The 14645-nt window shown below is 38.8% G+C and carries 13 protein-coding genes, 3 tRNA genes and 1 pseudogene; 11 read left to right on the top strand and 6 right to left on the bottom strand.

Features of this window, described 5'->3' with window-relative positions; all coding sequences use genetic code 11:
* Window positions 1-65: 65 nt before the first annotated feature.
* From ALW18_15560 to tgt, 4 genes are all read right to left on the bottom strand, one after another.
* Entirely contained in the window at window positions 66-1019 is a 954-nt protein-coding gene (locus tag ALW18_15560) for an acetyl-CoA carboxyl transferase (GenBank protein AOE53804.1), read from the bottom strand.
* Between the two features lie 77 nt (window positions 1020-1096).
* Window positions 1097-2071 carry a permease gene (locus ALW18_15555; GenBank protein AOE53803.1) on the bottom strand — a complete coding sequence of 325 codons (975 nt, stop codon included), beginning with the start codon at window positions 2069-2071 and terminating at the stop codon, window positions 1097-1099.
* Complete coding sequence (locus ALW18_15550; GenBank protein ID AOE53802.1) at window positions 2058-3134, bottom strand: hypothetical protein; 1077 nt, start codon at window positions 3132-3134, stop codon at window positions 2058-2060. Before ALW18_15550 ends, ALW18_15555 begins: the two co-directional genes overlap by 14 nt.
* Window positions 3135-3161: 27 nt before the next feature.
* Window positions 3162-4292: a queuine tRNA-ribosyltransferase gene (gene tgt / locus ALW18_15545; protein ID AOE53801.1), complete on the bottom strand. Its 1131-nt coding sequence runs from the start codon at window positions 4290-4292 to the stop codon at window positions 3162-3164.
* Window positions 4293-4747: 455 nt separating this feature from the next.
* Between tgt and ALW18_15540 the strand changes: the two genes are divergently transcribed.
* From ALW18_15540 to ALW18_15520, 5 genes are all read left to right on the top strand, one after another.
* Window positions 4748-6073: a peptidase gene (locus ALW18_15540; protein AOE53800.1), complete on the top strand. Its 1326-nt coding sequence runs from the start codon at window positions 4748-4750 to the stop codon at window positions 6071-6073.
* A 116-nt stretch (window positions 6074-6189) separates the two neighbouring features.
* Window positions 6190-7038: a transketolase gene (locus ALW18_15535; GenBank protein AOE53799.1), complete on the top strand. Its 849-nt coding sequence runs from the start codon at window positions 6190-6192 to the stop codon at window positions 7036-7038.
* Between the two features lie 85 nt (window positions 7039-7123).
* Window positions 7124-8083 carry a transketolase gene (locus ALW18_15530; protein ID AOE53798.1) on the top strand — a complete coding sequence of 320 codons (960 nt, stop codon included), beginning with the start codon at window positions 7124-7126 and terminating at the stop codon, window positions 8081-8083.
* 84 nt (window positions 8084-8167) lie between these two features.
* The gene (locus ALW18_15525; GenBank protein AOE53797.1) at window positions 8168-8788 is read left to right on the top strand and encodes a hypothetical protein; all 621 of its coding nucleotides are present in this window, start codon (window positions 8168-8170) and stop codon (window positions 8786-8788) included.
* Window positions 8789-9217: 429 nt separating this feature from the next.
* Window positions 9218-9673 carry a hypothetical protein gene (locus ALW18_15520; GenBank protein AOE53796.1) on the top strand — a complete coding sequence of 152 codons (456 nt, stop codon included), beginning with the start codon at window positions 9218-9220 and terminating at the stop codon, window positions 9671-9673.
* Between the two features lie 168 nt (window positions 9674-9841).
* Here ALW18_15520 and ALW18_15515 read toward each other — a convergent pair.
* Window positions 9842-10660, bottom strand: a pseudogene (locus tag ALW18_15515) (hypothetical protein).
* Between the two features lie 78 nt (window positions 10661-10738).
* Here ALW18_15515 and ALW18_15510 point away from each other — a divergent pair.
* Window positions 10739-11122: an RNA-binding protein gene (locus ALW18_15510; GenBank protein AOE53795.1), complete on the top strand. Its 384-nt coding sequence runs from the start codon at window positions 10739-10741 to the stop codon at window positions 11120-11122.
* 55 nt (window positions 11123-11177) lie between these two features.
* Window positions 11178-11678, top strand: a complete 501-nt coding sequence (locus ALW18_15505) for a phosphoribosyltransferase (protein AOE53794.1) — start codon at window positions 11178-11180, stop codon at window positions 11676-11678.
* Here ALW18_15505 and ALW18_15500 read toward each other — a convergent pair.
* Complete coding sequence (locus ALW18_15500; GenBank protein ID AOE53793.1) at window positions 11675-12190, bottom strand: shikimate kinase; 516 nt, start codon at window positions 12188-12190, stop codon at window positions 11675-11677. The two genes, ALW18_15505 and ALW18_15500, sit on opposite strands and share 4 nt — an antisense overlap.
* 229 nt (window positions 12191-12419) lie before the next feature.
* Here ALW18_15500 and ALW18_15495 point away from each other — a divergent pair.
* From ALW18_15495 to ALW18_15480, 4 genes are all read left to right on the top strand, one after another.
* A tRNA-Lys gene (locus ALW18_15495) sits at window positions 12420-12495 on the top strand.
* Between the two features lie 31 nt (window positions 12496-12526).
* A tRNA-Lys gene (locus ALW18_15490) sits at window positions 12527-12602 on the top strand.
* A 44-nt stretch (window positions 12603-12646) separates the two neighbouring features.
* Window positions 12647-12728: transfer RNA gene (locus tag ALW18_15485), tRNA-Leu, on the top strand.
* 272 nt (window positions 12729-13000) lie between these two features.
* On the top strand, window positions 13001-14308 hold the full coding sequence (locus tag ALW18_15480; protein ID AOE53792.1) for a recombinase: 1308 nt from the start codon (window positions 13001-13003) through the stop codon (window positions 14306-14308).
* Window positions 14309-14645 lie beyond the last annotated feature (337 nt).

Raw genomic sequence — 14645 nt, 5'->3', positions numbered from 1 at the left:
TGTTAATAACCATAAAAAAAGTCCGAAACCGTAGGGCTTCGGACTAATTATGCGTTAATGGCTAATTATTCCTTGAATTCACCCATTTTGCTGTACTTATCCATCCTTTGAGCAATAAGCTCTTCTGTTGATAAGTCTTTAAGCTCGTTATATCCTTTCAATATATATTCTTCTACTGCTTTAAATGCTGTCTCCCTGTCGTAGTGAGCACCACCTAGAGGTTCCGGAATAATATCGTCAATAAGTCCATTTTTTTTCATGTCAAAAGAAGTCAGCTTCAATGCTTCGGCTGCCTGCTCTTTGTATTCCCAGCTTCTCCAAAGGATAGATGAACATGATTCGGGAGAAATTACAGAGTACCATGTGTTTTCCATCATGTATACTTTATCTCCAACACCTATACCTAAAGCTCCACCAGATGCACCTTCTCCTACTATAACGGTAATGATCGGTGTTTTAAGGCGTACCATCTCAAAAATATTTCTTGCGATAGCTTCTCCCTGTCCGCGTTCTTCAGCTTCAAGTCCTGGGTAAGCACCCGGAGTATCTACTAAAGTAATTACAGGAACACCAAATTTCTCTGCCATTTTCATTAGGCGAAGTGCTTTACGGTATCCCTCAGGGTTGGCCATACCGAAATTACGGAACTGCCTTGTTTTTGTATTGAAACCTTTTTGCTGGCCGATAATCATAAACGATTGCCCGCCTATTTTACCTAATCCGCCAATCATAGCTTTATCATCTTTAAAGCCACGGTCGCCAAACAGCTCCAGGAACGTATCACCTGTTAGGGCGCGAACGTGATCCATAGTGTATGGACGGCTTGGGTGCCTTGACAGCTGAACCCTTTGCCATGCAGTAAGGTTTTTGTATATTTTCTTTTTCGTTTCTTCCAGTTTTATTTCTATCTGTTTGCATGTATTAGATACATCAACATCAGACTCCTGGCCTATAACAGTACACTTATCCAGTTGGTCTTCAAGCTCCTTAATAGGAAGTTCAAAATCTAAATATTCCATAGTATGGCAGATTTTTATTTTTATTGCGAAATGCAAAGATAAAACTTTAAGCGGGATGCGAAACAGCCACGATGCATTTAGTTTATTTTTTTCGTTCGGTTTTTAAGTATACCGTTGATAATCACGGTAATTAATATAATCGCAGCACCTATGTAAAATGTACTGCTCATTTTTTCGCTATCCTTAAAAACAATTAATGCGAGAATTATCCCATATACCGGCTCCAGGTTAATGGTAAGCATCATAGTATACGCTGTTATGGTCTTCATTACTTTTACGGCACCTATCTGGGCATAACCCGTACATATAGAACCCAGCACGAAAAGCCATATCCAGTCATTCTGCGAAAGCACAAAAAATCCCCTTGTAAACTGCCCTGTAAACAACAGGTACACCGAAAAGAAGAAAATACCGCCCAGCAGTTCGTAAAATGATATGGTAGTGGCATTATGTTCTTTGGCAAACCTTCCATTGATGATCGCAAACGTAGCTGAAAGACACGCCGATATTAGTGCTATAACCACTCCTCCAAAAAGGTCGCCTTTGCCTAGCTGCATGGCATCAAATAGTTCTCCTGCCCTAACTGCTGTATAGCTTCCTTGCTGAAGTTCGTTTACAAGGCTCAAAAGGAAATCGCCATAGATGATAACACTCAGTGCGATGATCATAATAAAACCCATAAGCAGCTCGTACCACACTACACGCTTACCATAAAATGCCGATTCCAGTAACGAAGCAAAAAAAGCACCCGTACTAAGGCACGCAAGGGTTATAGATATATTGGAGACTTTTATAGCTTCAAAAAAAGTAAACCAGTGCAACGCTATTACAAGTCCGGCGATAACAAAACTTATCAGGGCTCTGCGTGACACTTTAAAAGGTGCTTTGGTAATGAGGGCATAAACGAGCATAAGCACAACAGCTATACTCATTCTGTACCATACCAACGAAAAGGCGCTTATAGAAATAAGCTTCCCCAATACCGCAGTAAACCCCCAAACAAATACTATAAAATGAAGATGAATGTAATTTTTAAGGTTATCGCCTTGCATTTCGTAAAAGATAAATTGCTAAGATCCCGAAAACGAAGTTAGGGAACCATACTGCGATTAATGGCGACATGGTAGATTTTTCGGCAAGTGTACCAAATACCTTATCGAAAAATATAAAGGTAAAGGCAAGGCCAATACCCATGGCAAGGTTAACCCCCATACCTCCCCTGCGTTTCATAGACGATACTGCTACGGCAATTACCGTAAGTACAAATGCCGAAACGGGGATACTGTATTTTTTATACAACACTACATAATACGCATTTAAATTGCCCGATCCGCGTTGTTTTTCTTTGTCAATAAATTTATTAAGCTCTCCGAGCGTCATGGTTTCAGCAGCGTAAATTGTAGGCGTAAGGTCATCAGGCTCAAAGCTGAACTTGAATTTCTTTTCGGTTGCCGATTCCAGCTTATCGCCCATAGGCCCAACAGTACGTTTGGTATAAGAATTAAGGGTATAGGTACTGTCTTTTTCGTTCCAGCGAATGGTGCTGGCATTCATTTTATATTCCAGCTTATTGTCCTTAAAATGCTCTAAAGTAAAGTTGTAGCCGGTTTTATTGCTGTAATCAAAGTTACTAACGTAAATCTGCTCGTTGTCGTTTATCTGTTTGTATACGTCGCTGCTCTGTCGGGTCTCCGAGTTGTTTTTCAGATACTTGTACCTAAAATCATTAAAGCCTTTACTGGCACTTGGCACAAAAAAGAACCCCATAAGCAATGCCAGCAACGATATAAACGAAGCACCTACAATATATGGCCTTAAAAAGCGCATGTAGGAGATACCCGAACCTAATATCGCTACGATCTCGGTATTGTTTGCCAGTTTAGAGGTAAACCATATTACAGAAAGGAATAGGAATATAGGAAAAAGCATGTTGGCAAAATAGATGGTAAAATCGCCATAGTATTTCGCAACCTGAAGAAACGGCACTTTGTTGGCCAGGATCTTATTAATTTTTTCGGACACGTCTATAACAATACCGATTGGTATAAACATTATGAGCATCACAAAAAATGTTGCCAGGTAGCGTTTTAAAATGTACCAGTCTATTATTTTCACGTATAATTTTCGTTTACAGATTTATACTTACAGCCTATTGCTCATATTTCTAACCATCATATCTTTCCATTCACGGAAATCTCCTGCTAAGATATGCTTTCTGGCTTCACGAACCAACCACATATAAAAGCCAAGATTGTGTATGGTAGCAATTTGCTTGCCAAGGAATTCGTTAGCCGAGAAAAGATGCCTTAAGTATGCTATGGTATATTCGGTATCAACAAAAGTAATGCCCATTTCGTCTATCGGCGAAAAGTCGGCTTCCCACTTCTTGTTTTTAATATTGATAGACCCGTTTGCTGTGAACAACATTCCGTTACGTGCGTTACGCGTAGGCATAACACAGTCGAACATATCTACACCAAGTGCTATATTTTCAAGGATGTTTATCGGAGTACCAACTCCCATAAGGTAACGTGGCTTATCTTCCGGAAGAATGCTGCATACTACATCGGTCATTGCATACATTTCTTCGGCAGGTTCTCCAACAGAAAGTCCGCCGATAGCATTACCTACTGCTCCGGCATTGGCAATGTATTCTGCCGATTGGGCTCTCAGGTCGGTATAGGTACTACCCTGAACGATTGGAAAGAATGCCTGGCTATAGCCATATTTGTACGGAAGCTTGTCAAGATGCGTAATGCATCGGTCTAACCAGCGGTGCGTCATGTGCATAGAGCGTTTTGCATAACGGTAATCGCATGGGTAAGGTGTGCATTCGTCGAAGGCCATAATAATATCGGCGCCAATGGTACGTTGAATTTCCATTACGCTTTCCGGCGAAAAGAAATGGTACGAACCGTCAATGTGCGATTTAAACTTTACACCTTCTTCTTTAATTTTTCGGTTAGCCGAAAGCGAGTATACCTGGTAGCCGCCGCTATCGGTAAGAATTGGGCGATCCCAGTTCATGAATTTGTGTAATCCGCCTGCTTTTTCAAGTATTTCAGTTCCAGGGCGAAGGTATAAATGGTACGTATTTCCCAATATAATATCGGGGTTAATATCATTTTTAAGTTCGCGCTGGTGCACTCCTTTAACAGTACCAACGGTACCTACAGGCATAAAGATTGGCGTTTCTATAACTCCGTGATCGGTAGTTAAGCTGCCCGCTCTGGCTTTACTTTGCGGGTCTTTAGTGATTAAATCAAATTTCATGGCTCTCTTTTACAGCGTGCAAAGATAAACCATTTATAGTTTATTTGGTTATTTGTTTCTAAGGTGGATTTGGTTATTTGTGGATTTGGTTATTGAGCAGCGAAAAGTAGATTTGGTTATTTGTGAATTTGGTTATTTGGGAGCTACACACTCTGAACTCTGAAACTGTGAAACAAACAATATTGCACTTTGCGCCCGGAGAATAATGCAACGCGATAGTAGCATATTAAAAATCGGAATAAAAATCAATTCTTAAACCATCGTAGAAAATCGATTGGTGAATTTTAATAAGAACTCCCCCTTTTTTGATTAAGCAAAAGTCAAAGCAAATGCTCAAGAAAGAATTAAAATTTGCTTGATTAAAAAACAATACCTAAAAGCACAAATTTATTGGCTTTCGCTGTAACAAAGCGGGGTATATTATCGTCTTATAGGCAAACTTAAATCATCAATCAATGAAAAACAAAATTACACTTGCTCTTGCCTGCCTTTTTTGCATTACCGCAGCCTTGGCGCAAACTCCAAACAAAGCGTCGCTAGACAAGTACTTCGATGCTCTGCAAACAAACAACAAATTCAGCGGAAGCATTGCCCTGTCACAAAACGGAAAAACAATTTACACGCGTTCTGTTGGTTTTAGTGATCAGGATAAAAATCTTAAATCTAACGAAACTACAAAATTCAGGATAGGATCTATATCCAAAACTTTTACTGCGGTTCTTACCTTTAAAGCAGCTGAAGAAAACAAGCTAAAGCTGACCGATAAACTAGACAAATACTTTCCTACGGTGCCAAATGCTTCTAAAATTACTGTTGCCAATTTGCTGAACCACCACAGCGGTATTCACAGTTTTACGAGCGACCCTGATTATATGGTTTACATGACGCAGCCAAAAACGCAGGCAGAATTGGTAGCCATTATTTCTAAAGCCACAAGCGAATTTGAACCCGACAGCAAAGGCGCTTACAGCAATTCTAACTATGTATTGTTAAGTTTCATCCTTGAAAAAGCATATAACAAACCGTACAATACCATTCTTGAGGAGAAAATAATAAAGCCGCTTGGCCTTAAAAACACTGCTTACGGAAGCAAAACCAACAGTGCAAACAACGAAGCCTACTCCTACTCTTTTACCGGTAAATGGACTAAACAACCTGAAACAGATATGTCTATACCAATGGGTGCAGGCGCTATAGTTTCTACACCAACCGACCTTTCACTTTTTATTGAAGGATTATTTTTAGGGAAAATAATATCGGCGGCAAGCCTTGAAGAAATGAAAACTCTTAAAGACGGTTATGGCATGGGAATATTTGCTACTAACCTGGATGGTAAAAAAGCATACGGACACGACGGCAGTATAGACGGTTTCACCTCAATGCTAACCTATTTTCCGGAAGAAAAAACCACTATAGCTATCGTGTCTAACGGACATAACGATTACAGCAATAAAGAACTTAGCGAAGTGGCTTTAAGGTGGGCATTTAATCAACCGTTTGAAATTCCCGAATTTAAAACCACAACTTATACCACAGAACAGCTTGATAAGTATACAGGCAACTACACAACTACCGAAATACCTATAAGCATAATGGTTACCAAAGAAGGTACATCGTTAATAGCACAGGCTACAGGCCAGGGTCCATTTCCGCTATCGCCCGCAGAAGAAAACGTTTTCAAATTCAGCCAGGCGGGGTTAACAATGGAGTTTAACCCGGCTCAAAACCAGATGATACTAAAACAGGGCGGCGGCGTATTTACCTTTACCAAAGCCAAGTAACCCGGTTTTTCTCCAATAAACTATTAGCCTCAATCGTCGCAGATTGAGGCTAAAATATTTTTGCCAGTCCTGAAAATTAAAATTACTTTTGCACCAGTTTAACTTTAATAGAAAAAATGAAGCCTAACACACAACAACTAAATGACTTAACAACTCAGGTAAGAAGGGATATCCTTCGTATGGTTCATGCGGTAAATTCAGGTCACCCTGGAGGATCGCTTGGCTGTACAGAATTTTTAGTAGCCCTTTACCAGGTTTTAATGGATCGCAAAGAAGGTTTTGACATGGACGGCCTTAACGAAGATGTATTCTTCCTTTCTAACGGTCACATCTCTCCTGTATTTTACAGTGTACTTGCCCGCAGCGGATATTTCCCTGTAGAAGAGCTAGCTACATTCCGCCTTCTTAACTCAAGGCTTCAGGGCCACCCTACCACTCACGAAGGGCTTCCGGGAGTACGCATGGCCTCTGGTTCTCTTGGTCAGGGAATGAGCGTAGCAATTGGTGCTGCACAAGCTAAAAAACTTAACGGAGACAAACACCTTGTATATAGCCTTCATGGAGATGGAGAGCTACAGGAAGGCCAGAACTGGGAAGCAATGATGTATGCCTCTGCTTATAAAGTAGATAACTACATTGCTACAGTAGACGTTAACGGTAAACAAATTGATGGTCCTACAGACGAAGTACTTAACATGGGTAGCATTAGTGCTAAATTCGTTGCTTTCGGATGGGATGTTGTAGAAATTCAGCAAGGTAATAACATCGAAGCTATCATTGCAGGTATGACAGAAGCTAAAGCGAAAACAGGCCAGGGAAGACCGGTTTGTGTACTGCTTCATACCGAAATGGGTAACGGTGTAGACTTTATGATGCATACACACGCTTGGCACGGTAAAGCGCCAAACGATGAGCAGCTTCAGCTTGCTTTCAATCAGAACGCTGCAACTCTAGGTGACTATTAATAAGATTTAAAAATTCAATGATTTAAAGATTTAAGCCTTCGGCAATTTTTAAATTTTTAATCTTTAAATCTTAAATGAAAAACAAATGAAAAAATATACAAATACAGGCAATAAAGATACCCGTTCTGGTTTTGGTGCGGGATTAACCGAACTTGGCAAGACAAACGAAAATGTTGTTGCACTTTGTGCTGACCTTATCGGGTCGCTTAAAATGGACGATTTTAAAGCTAACCACCCTGAGCGTTTCTTTCAGGTAGGTATTGCTGAAGCTAACATGATCGGTATGGCTGCAGGTTTAACCATCGGTGGAAAAATTCCTTTTACAGGAACTTTCGCTAACTTTTCTACAGGAAGGGTGTATGACCAGATCCGTCAGTCTGTGGCTTACTCAGACAAAAACGTAAAAATATGTGCTTCTCACGCCGGTTTAACATTAGGTGAAGACGGTGCAACACACCAAATACTTGAAGATATCGGTTTGATGAAAATGCTTCCGGGCATGACTGTAATCAATACTTGCGATTACAACCAGACTAAAGCAGCTACTATTGCTATCGCTGAGCACCACGGGCCTGTTTACTTACGTTTCGGCCGTCCGTCTGTTGCGAATTTTACTTCTGAAACAGGAGAAGATTTCGTAATTGGTAAAGCGGTTCTTCTTAACGAAGGTACAGACGTTACTATTGTAGCTACAGGACACCTTGTTTGGGAAGCGCTTATCGCTGCTGAAGCTCTTGAAGCTAAAGGCATCTCTGCAGAGGTTATCAACATCCACACTATTAAACCACTTGATGAGGAAGCTATCCTTAAATCGGTTGGTAAAACAGGATGTATTGTAACTGCTGAAGAACACAATATTCTTGGTGGTCTTGGTGAAAGCGTTGCACGTGTGCTTGCGCTTAACAATCCTGCTCCACAGGAATTCGTAGCGGTTAACGACAGTTTTGGTGAATCAGGAACACCTGCCCAACTAATGGACAAGTACAAACTGAACAACCAGGCTATCGTAGAAGCTGTTGAAAAAGTAGTAAACAGAAAGAAATAATTTTTTGTACACATATAGAAAATCCCGCTCAATGAGCGGGATTTTTTTGTTTATTTGTTTTCATCAAAAACAACAGCCAATCATTTGTCAACAACATATCAACTTACAATTTTCCGTCAGTCCAGAATACTACCGGGCATCCTTATTTTTCCAATAGCAATAATTTTATCACTTTTAACTTCAACAAAAAGTACTATAGCTGCATTTGCGTTAATAGCTGCCTCTTTATACTTATGGTATTATTTCGCTATCGGTTATTTGCAAATTACCATTTCAGATAATTCATTCAGGTTTAAATGGCAACGAAAGCTTTTTTTCAACTATAAAGCCATAGAAAATGTAGCCATAGAAAATATCGAATACTTTGTAATAGATAAGCAGTTTTTGAGAAAAATAGTAACAGATACGACTACTATAAAAATCAACACAAGTAAAATAAAAGTCAAAGATGCTAACAGACTAATTGATGATTTAAATAAAATAGCGATTAAGAACAACATTAGAATAATTGATATCTGGGATGAATGGCAGGAAAAAGGCTATCTGAACATAGCAAATAAAATTAACACAGTCCTGATTGGCATTGCCTTTAGTCTTATAATAATCTTAACGATCGTAAATGGTTTTCAAAAACAGAATTTATTGCCATTACTTCTTTTACTTCCTAAAATGATTTCTTACGGCAACCAAATGAAGAGTAGGTAACAAGCTTGATTAATTACATATAATCGAAACCTTGAATTATATTCCCCTACTGGTTCGTAGCACTACAACCCAATCCAACAATTTTACCAACAATTTAATCTCCAAATTGCATCTTAACGAATAATTTTACCACACATCGTAACATTCTGTTTTAGCTTTATTCTGACAAATATTTTTTATTTATTTACGAAACCAAAAAGAAATAATCAATATTCAAACACCCCCAACCGAATGAAAACGACGCTTAAAAACTACTTCCCTGCTCTCATCCTTATTCTTATGATTACCGATTTTTTCAAGGCTTAAAAAAATCTTAATTATAATAATTTTATTATATTTTATGGATTAAAGCTTGTGTTTGATCGATTTAAAAAGCTTATGTTTAATTAAATAACTATTTTGGGCTACCAACCTTTAAATATTTATATTATGCGTAAACTATTATTATCAGCGTTGTTTTTACCAGCGCTAATTGTAAGCTGTTCCACGGATGAAGAAAATGCAGTTACAACAAATGCAGCAAACAGAGAAATAACCCCTAAAGCAATCTGCGTACCTTTATCGGGCGAAACAGGTATAAACGCACAGGTGTTAGGTATTTCAAGAAGGCTGTTTGTTACCTGGAACAATGATTTGGAACAGAATCCGTCATTATTTTATGAAGCCGAACTACAGATACGTAACGGTAATTGTAACACAGTTGAGGTATCTGATATAGTTGACACCTATTCTGTTGACCTGTTCAATACAAATGCATATGCTATACATCAGCTTTCAGGCACCTGCTTTAGCTGGAGAATTGTACTTAAGGGATACAAAGTTAGTGTTAGCGGATTAATCCCTAACTGTACTACGCAAACACCATGGAGTAATTACACACCATAACAGTACCAATGTAAAAACAAAAATCCCAATCTTTCGATTGGGATTTTTTATTGCTTACATAAGAACCTATCTACAAGAAGGATCTAAATGTTTTTTAAGTGTATTAGATGGATTATCCGGTGTACATGAAGGGATATTCTCAAATTCATAAAACTGGTTTGTAGTACCCGGTATCCTTATTTCATCTCTGGTAAGAGTACCATCACCATCATCATCAACATCAAGATAATCAGGTATTTCATCGCCATCCGTATCTGTTGTTTCTAACGTATATGGTTTTCCGTTGGCGTCCAGGCCCTCTTTAACTTCATATCTGTTAAGTATGCCATCGCCGTCAAGGTCGGTATAGGTAACATCCATCAACTGGAAAGTAAACACTAAAGGCGAATACGCCGATACAAGGTTGTTAGGAGATGAATTAAAATATGCAAGGCCGGACGGCAGGAACATTGCTCCAGCACCGTAGTTTGTAAATTCTGCAGGCTCACCCGGAACATCTATATACTCACCGCCTTTAAATAACGGAAGTACACTCCACCAACCTTTTATAAGCTGCGGCATAACAAGTGGCGTACTGCTTACAGGCTGGTAATCAAACTGCTTATTTTCAAAATTAGTACCTCTATACGTTACTGTTACATTATCTGCCAATGTAGGCTGCTTACCTGTTCCTTCACGGAAAGAAAGGTAATATACGGTATATAAAACATCGTTTCTTGTTACCTCTAAGCTTTTCAGCGGATACTCCTGCTGATCCCATATAGATGTCTGCGTACCCCCTGTTGGTATAGATGTAAATGTAGCATCAAAAGTTTCTGCATTTACGGTAACATAATGTGACTTAAGATATTCTTCTATTAAAACTTTCTCTGTAGCATATTGCACACCATAATCTCTTGGAGGCACTACCTTATCATCATCGCTTTTACAGGCTGAAAAAAGAACTATTAGAGAAAGAAGGCTTAAGGCCTTTAAAATTCTATTCATTTTAATTTTTTTTAATGGCGCAAGATACAATTTTCATTTATTTTTGTATTGCTATAACAACGATTTTTGACAAATAGTATGAGGATAGACAAATATTTATGGTGCGTACGCTATTATAAAACCCGCAGCATTGCAACACAGGCTATATTAAAAGGCCATGTTACGGTTAACGGGCAACAGGCCAAACCATCGCGCGATGTTTTTGCGGGTGATAAAGTAACCGTTCGACGTGACCAGATAAACTATATATTAAGTATACTGGATGTTCCTGCCAATCGTGTGGGTCCAAAACTGGTAGATATGTACCGCAAAGACGAAACACCACCCGAATCATTCGAGCACCTGGAGCTTCTTAAGCTCTCTAAAGCCCACTATCGCGCTGCCGGTACCGGAAGGCCTACCAAAAAAGACAGGCGTGACCTCGATGAATACGGACTGGATATTGATGACGACGACGAATAAAATCAGCCACCAAAACAACCATTTTTCTATCTTTGACTAAAATTACACAACCACTATAATGAAAAATATTATCCTTACACAACAGGAAATAGACCACAAAACTAAACGTATTGCATATCAGATATATGAAACTTTTCCTGAAGACACCGAAGTGGTATTGGCAGGGATAGCTAAGAACGGCTACCTGTTTGCCCAAAAGCTTGGTACAGAACTTGAAAAAATATCTGACATTAAGGTAACCCTGTGTGAAGTAACGATAAACAAACAGCAGCCGTTGGAGCCGGTAAAAACATCTTTACCTTCCGAAGCCTATGCTAACAAAAGCCTTGTATTGGTAGACGACGTACTTAACAGCGGCACTACCCTTATTTATGGCGTAAAGCATTTTCTTGAAGTACCCCTTAAAAAGTTTAAAACTGCCGTACTTGTAGACAGGAACCACAAACAATATCCCGTTAAGGCCGATTTTAAAGGGCTGTCGCTTTCTACCTCCCTGCGTGAAAACGTTCAGGTGGTTTTAGATGAAAACGACCAGCACGCCTATTTGGAAGATTAATACAGGCTCATTATTTCGTTTACCATATCTTCCGGGGTCTTGCCATCGGCAGAAAGGACGTGTTTTGCCTTATGGTAAAAATAACTGCGTTCAAAAAGATGTTTAGCAATAAACTCATCCAGTTCTTCATCGCCCAGCTTTTTTACGAGCGGGCGTTTTCCTTCCTGTTGGCGTATACGCCTGCCCAACTCGGGTATAGATACTTTTAAGTATACAGAAACCACATCTTCCCTTTCCATTACTAAATGATTATTGGCGTAACAAGGCGTACCACCACCCAGGCTTAAAACAAAGCCCTCTGAGCGACTTACTATACTATTAAGAGCCTCATGTTCCATTTTACGAAATTTAACCTCCCCTACCTCCTCAAACAGCTCCGATATAGTCTTGCCAGATTTCTGTTCCAGTACCTCATCAAGATCTATATAGGGTAAACCCGACGCTTTTGCCAGCAAATGTGCCGTTGTAGTTTTGCCCGAAGCCATATATCCGCACAATATTATTTTTTCCATACTGCAATTTTACTCACTTTTTTTGTCAGATGATACGTCGCGATGAAAAAATATCTCAATTTGAAAGCTAACATTAAATTGACATTAAATTTTCTTTTTTCAATAAGCCCCTTAAAATAAAGGTGTTAAAAAAAATATTCAGAAAAAAGACAAATTTCTCCTGAAAACGCTTTGAATTATGAATAATAGATGCGTATATTTGCACCCGCATTCAGGGATTGAAATAACAGACTCGGTAGCTCAGCTGGTAGAGCACATCACTTTTAATGATGGGGTCCTGGGTTCGAATCCCAGCCGGGTCACTATTTAAGACCTGATTTTATTTCCTGAAAGCAAGACTCGGTAGCTCAGCTGGTAGAGCACATCACTTTTAATGATGGGGTCCTGGGTTCGAATCCCAGCCGGGTCACAAAAAGTTAAGCTAACGCTTAACTTTTTTTTTGCCCATACTTTTTTGGCCACGTGGAGAAATTGGTAGACTTGCCATCTTGAGGGGGTGGTGCCGCAAGGCGTATGGGTTCGAATCCCATCGTGGTCACTTTTAGCTGTTTTTAAAATAGCGAATTTATTTCAAAAAAGCTCAAAAAGCCTGCAAATCAACAGTTTGTAGGCTTTTTTTAGTTTTAAGCATATCGCATTATTTTTAAAAAAGCTCCTAAATATGGTGGCAGTAATGTGGCACTCGGAGTTTTGAAAAAAAGTGCCACGACCATTTAGCTAAATAACTACAAAACAACCTGTTAAGCTGTTTAACGACTTGATTTTAAGATACTATAGTTCGACCTTTATGTTTAATTAAATTGTTGAATTATGTTAGAGAACAGTTTTAGGCTTACATTTTTTTTAAAGTCACCAAAGAAGGTGACAAGCCAGAGATTAATTTATTTAAGGATCACAGTTGATGGAATAGCAAAAGAGACATCAACCAAACAAAAATGGGACATTAAACGTTGGGATCAGCAATCCTGCAGAGCGACGGGGAATAAGGAGGATGCAAAGGCAATTAACTTCTATCTTGATACGCTCACCAATAAAATCGTTCAATTTAAAGCAGAATTAATATTGAATTCCCACACGATAACTTCGCAGCGTATTATTGATTACGTACTGGGAAGAGATGTCTCAAGGGCGAAGTTGCTGGAGGAGTTCCAGCAACACAACGATGAATTAAAAGCTCTTGTAGGTACTGGAGAATATGCAATTGGGACACACAAGAGGTTTGTAGTAGCAAAAAACCATGTTAAAGAATTCATTGAATTTAAATACCGAATCGAAGATATTGAATTTAGGGATTTGAAATATGAATTTATAAAAGACTACGAGTTTTATCTCAAGACGGTAAAGCACTGCAACAGTAATACTACGCTAAAACATATTACCTATGTAAGAAAGATGGTAATCAGAGCCTTGCACAGGGACATCATTCAAAAAGACCCATTTGCCAGTTTTAAGGGGAAAAGGACAAAAGTTCTTAAAAGTCCCTTAAGCCTCGAAGAACTTACGGCAATAGAAGACTACACCTTTGCAACCAGAAGATTAAGTGTAATAAGGGATGTATTCATTTTTCAGTGCTATACCGGGCTGGCCTATGTAGATGTATTTAATCTAAAACATAGTGATATTAAAAATGGTATTGATGGAAAGTTATGGATCATTAAAACACGTCAAAAGACAGCAAGCCCTTTCCATGTACCGTTACTTCCGCAGGCAATTAAGATTATGGATCGTTATAAGGAAGATCCCGTCTGTCTGATAAGGGGAACAATTCTTCCTGTGGCTTCAAATCAGAAAATGAATGAGTATCTAAAAGAAATTGCGGCATTATGCGGGCTTACATGTAGTCTCAATACCCATAAAGCCAGAAGAACATTTGGAAGTACCGTTACTCTCGCCAATGGTGTCCCTATCCATGTGGTAAAGGAGATGCTTGGGCATAGTTCCGTTAAACAAACTGAAGAGTATGCAATTACTGAACAAATGGCAATAGGGAGAGAAATGGAAGTACTAAAAGAAAGATTGGCTGATCCTAACGAAAGACATTTGTCAAATAATGATGAAGTTATTCTTGAACTAAAAAAGGAAATTGCAGAGCTTAAATTAAAGCTTGCAATCCAATAGCCTGAAAGTTGTTTTGCTTTTTATATAACAGATAGTAAAGCCTGCATACATGTAGGCTTTTTTTAATATTCAAAAATACCTTCGATGTAGATTTTTTGTGGCATCTATAAGATTATAAAAAAGTGCCACACTTTTTAAATTACAACCAGATTCACAGCAAGTTATCTGCAAAATTGACGGTAACACTCCCTTTTAAAATTGTATTGAATGTGAAAACAAAGCACCTAATTATTTAAATAACCTTGCTAAATACGCTTCAATTTTGTGGAAAACATTTATTAAGTATAATTTCTGTGGCACCGTCAAGGTTCAGAGAAAGTGCCACAACATATCCCGT

It is taken from the genome of Flavobacterium psychrophilum, assembly GCA_001708385.1.
In the GTDB taxonomy this organism is placed as follows: domain Bacteria; phylum Bacteroidota; class Bacteroidia; order Flavobacteriales; family Flavobacteriaceae; genus Flavobacterium; species Flavobacterium psychrophilum_A.
This window is presented reverse-complemented; position numbering and strand designations above follow the sequence as displayed.

Excerpts from the sequence above, each read along its gene's own strand:
- ALW18_15500 (AOE53793.1), bottom strand. The coding sequence starts at position 12,190 with ATGGAAAAAATAATATTGTGCGGATATATGGCTTCGGGCAAAACTACA.
- ALW18_15530 (AOE53798.1), top strand. The coding sequence starts at position 7,124 with ATGAAAAAATATACAAATACAGGCAATAAAGATACCCGTTCTGGTTTT.
- ALW18_15520 (AOE53796.1), top strand. The coding sequence starts at position 9,218 with ATGCGTAAACTATTATTATCAGCGTTGTTTTTACCAGCGCTAATTGTA.
- tgt (AOE53801.1), bottom strand. The coding sequence starts at position 4,292 with ATGAAATTTGATTTAATCACTAAAGACCCGCAAAGTAAAGCCAGAGCG.
- ALW18_15510 (AOE53795.1), top strand. The coding sequence starts at position 10,739 with ATGAGGATAGACAAATATTTATGGTGCGTACGCTATTATAAAACCCGC.
- ALW18_15560 (AOE53804.1), bottom strand. The coding sequence starts at position 1,019 with ATGGAATATTTAGATTTTGAACTTCCTATTAAGGAGCTTGAAGACCAA.
- ALW18_15540 (AOE53800.1), top strand. The coding sequence starts at position 4,748 with ATGAAAAACAAAATTACACTTGCTCTTGCCTGCCTTTTTTGCATTACC.
- ALW18_15555 (AOE53803.1), bottom strand. The coding sequence starts at position 2,071 with ATGCAAGGCGATAACCTTAAAAATTACATTCATCTTCATTTTATAGTA.
- ALW18_15480 (AOE53792.1), top strand. The coding sequence starts at position 13,001 with ATGTTAGAGAACAGTTTTAGGCTTACATTTTTTTTAAAGTCACCAAAG.
- ALW18_15535 (AOE53799.1), top strand. The coding sequence starts at position 6,190 with ATGAAGCCTAACACACAACAACTAAATGACTTAACAACTCAGGTAAGA.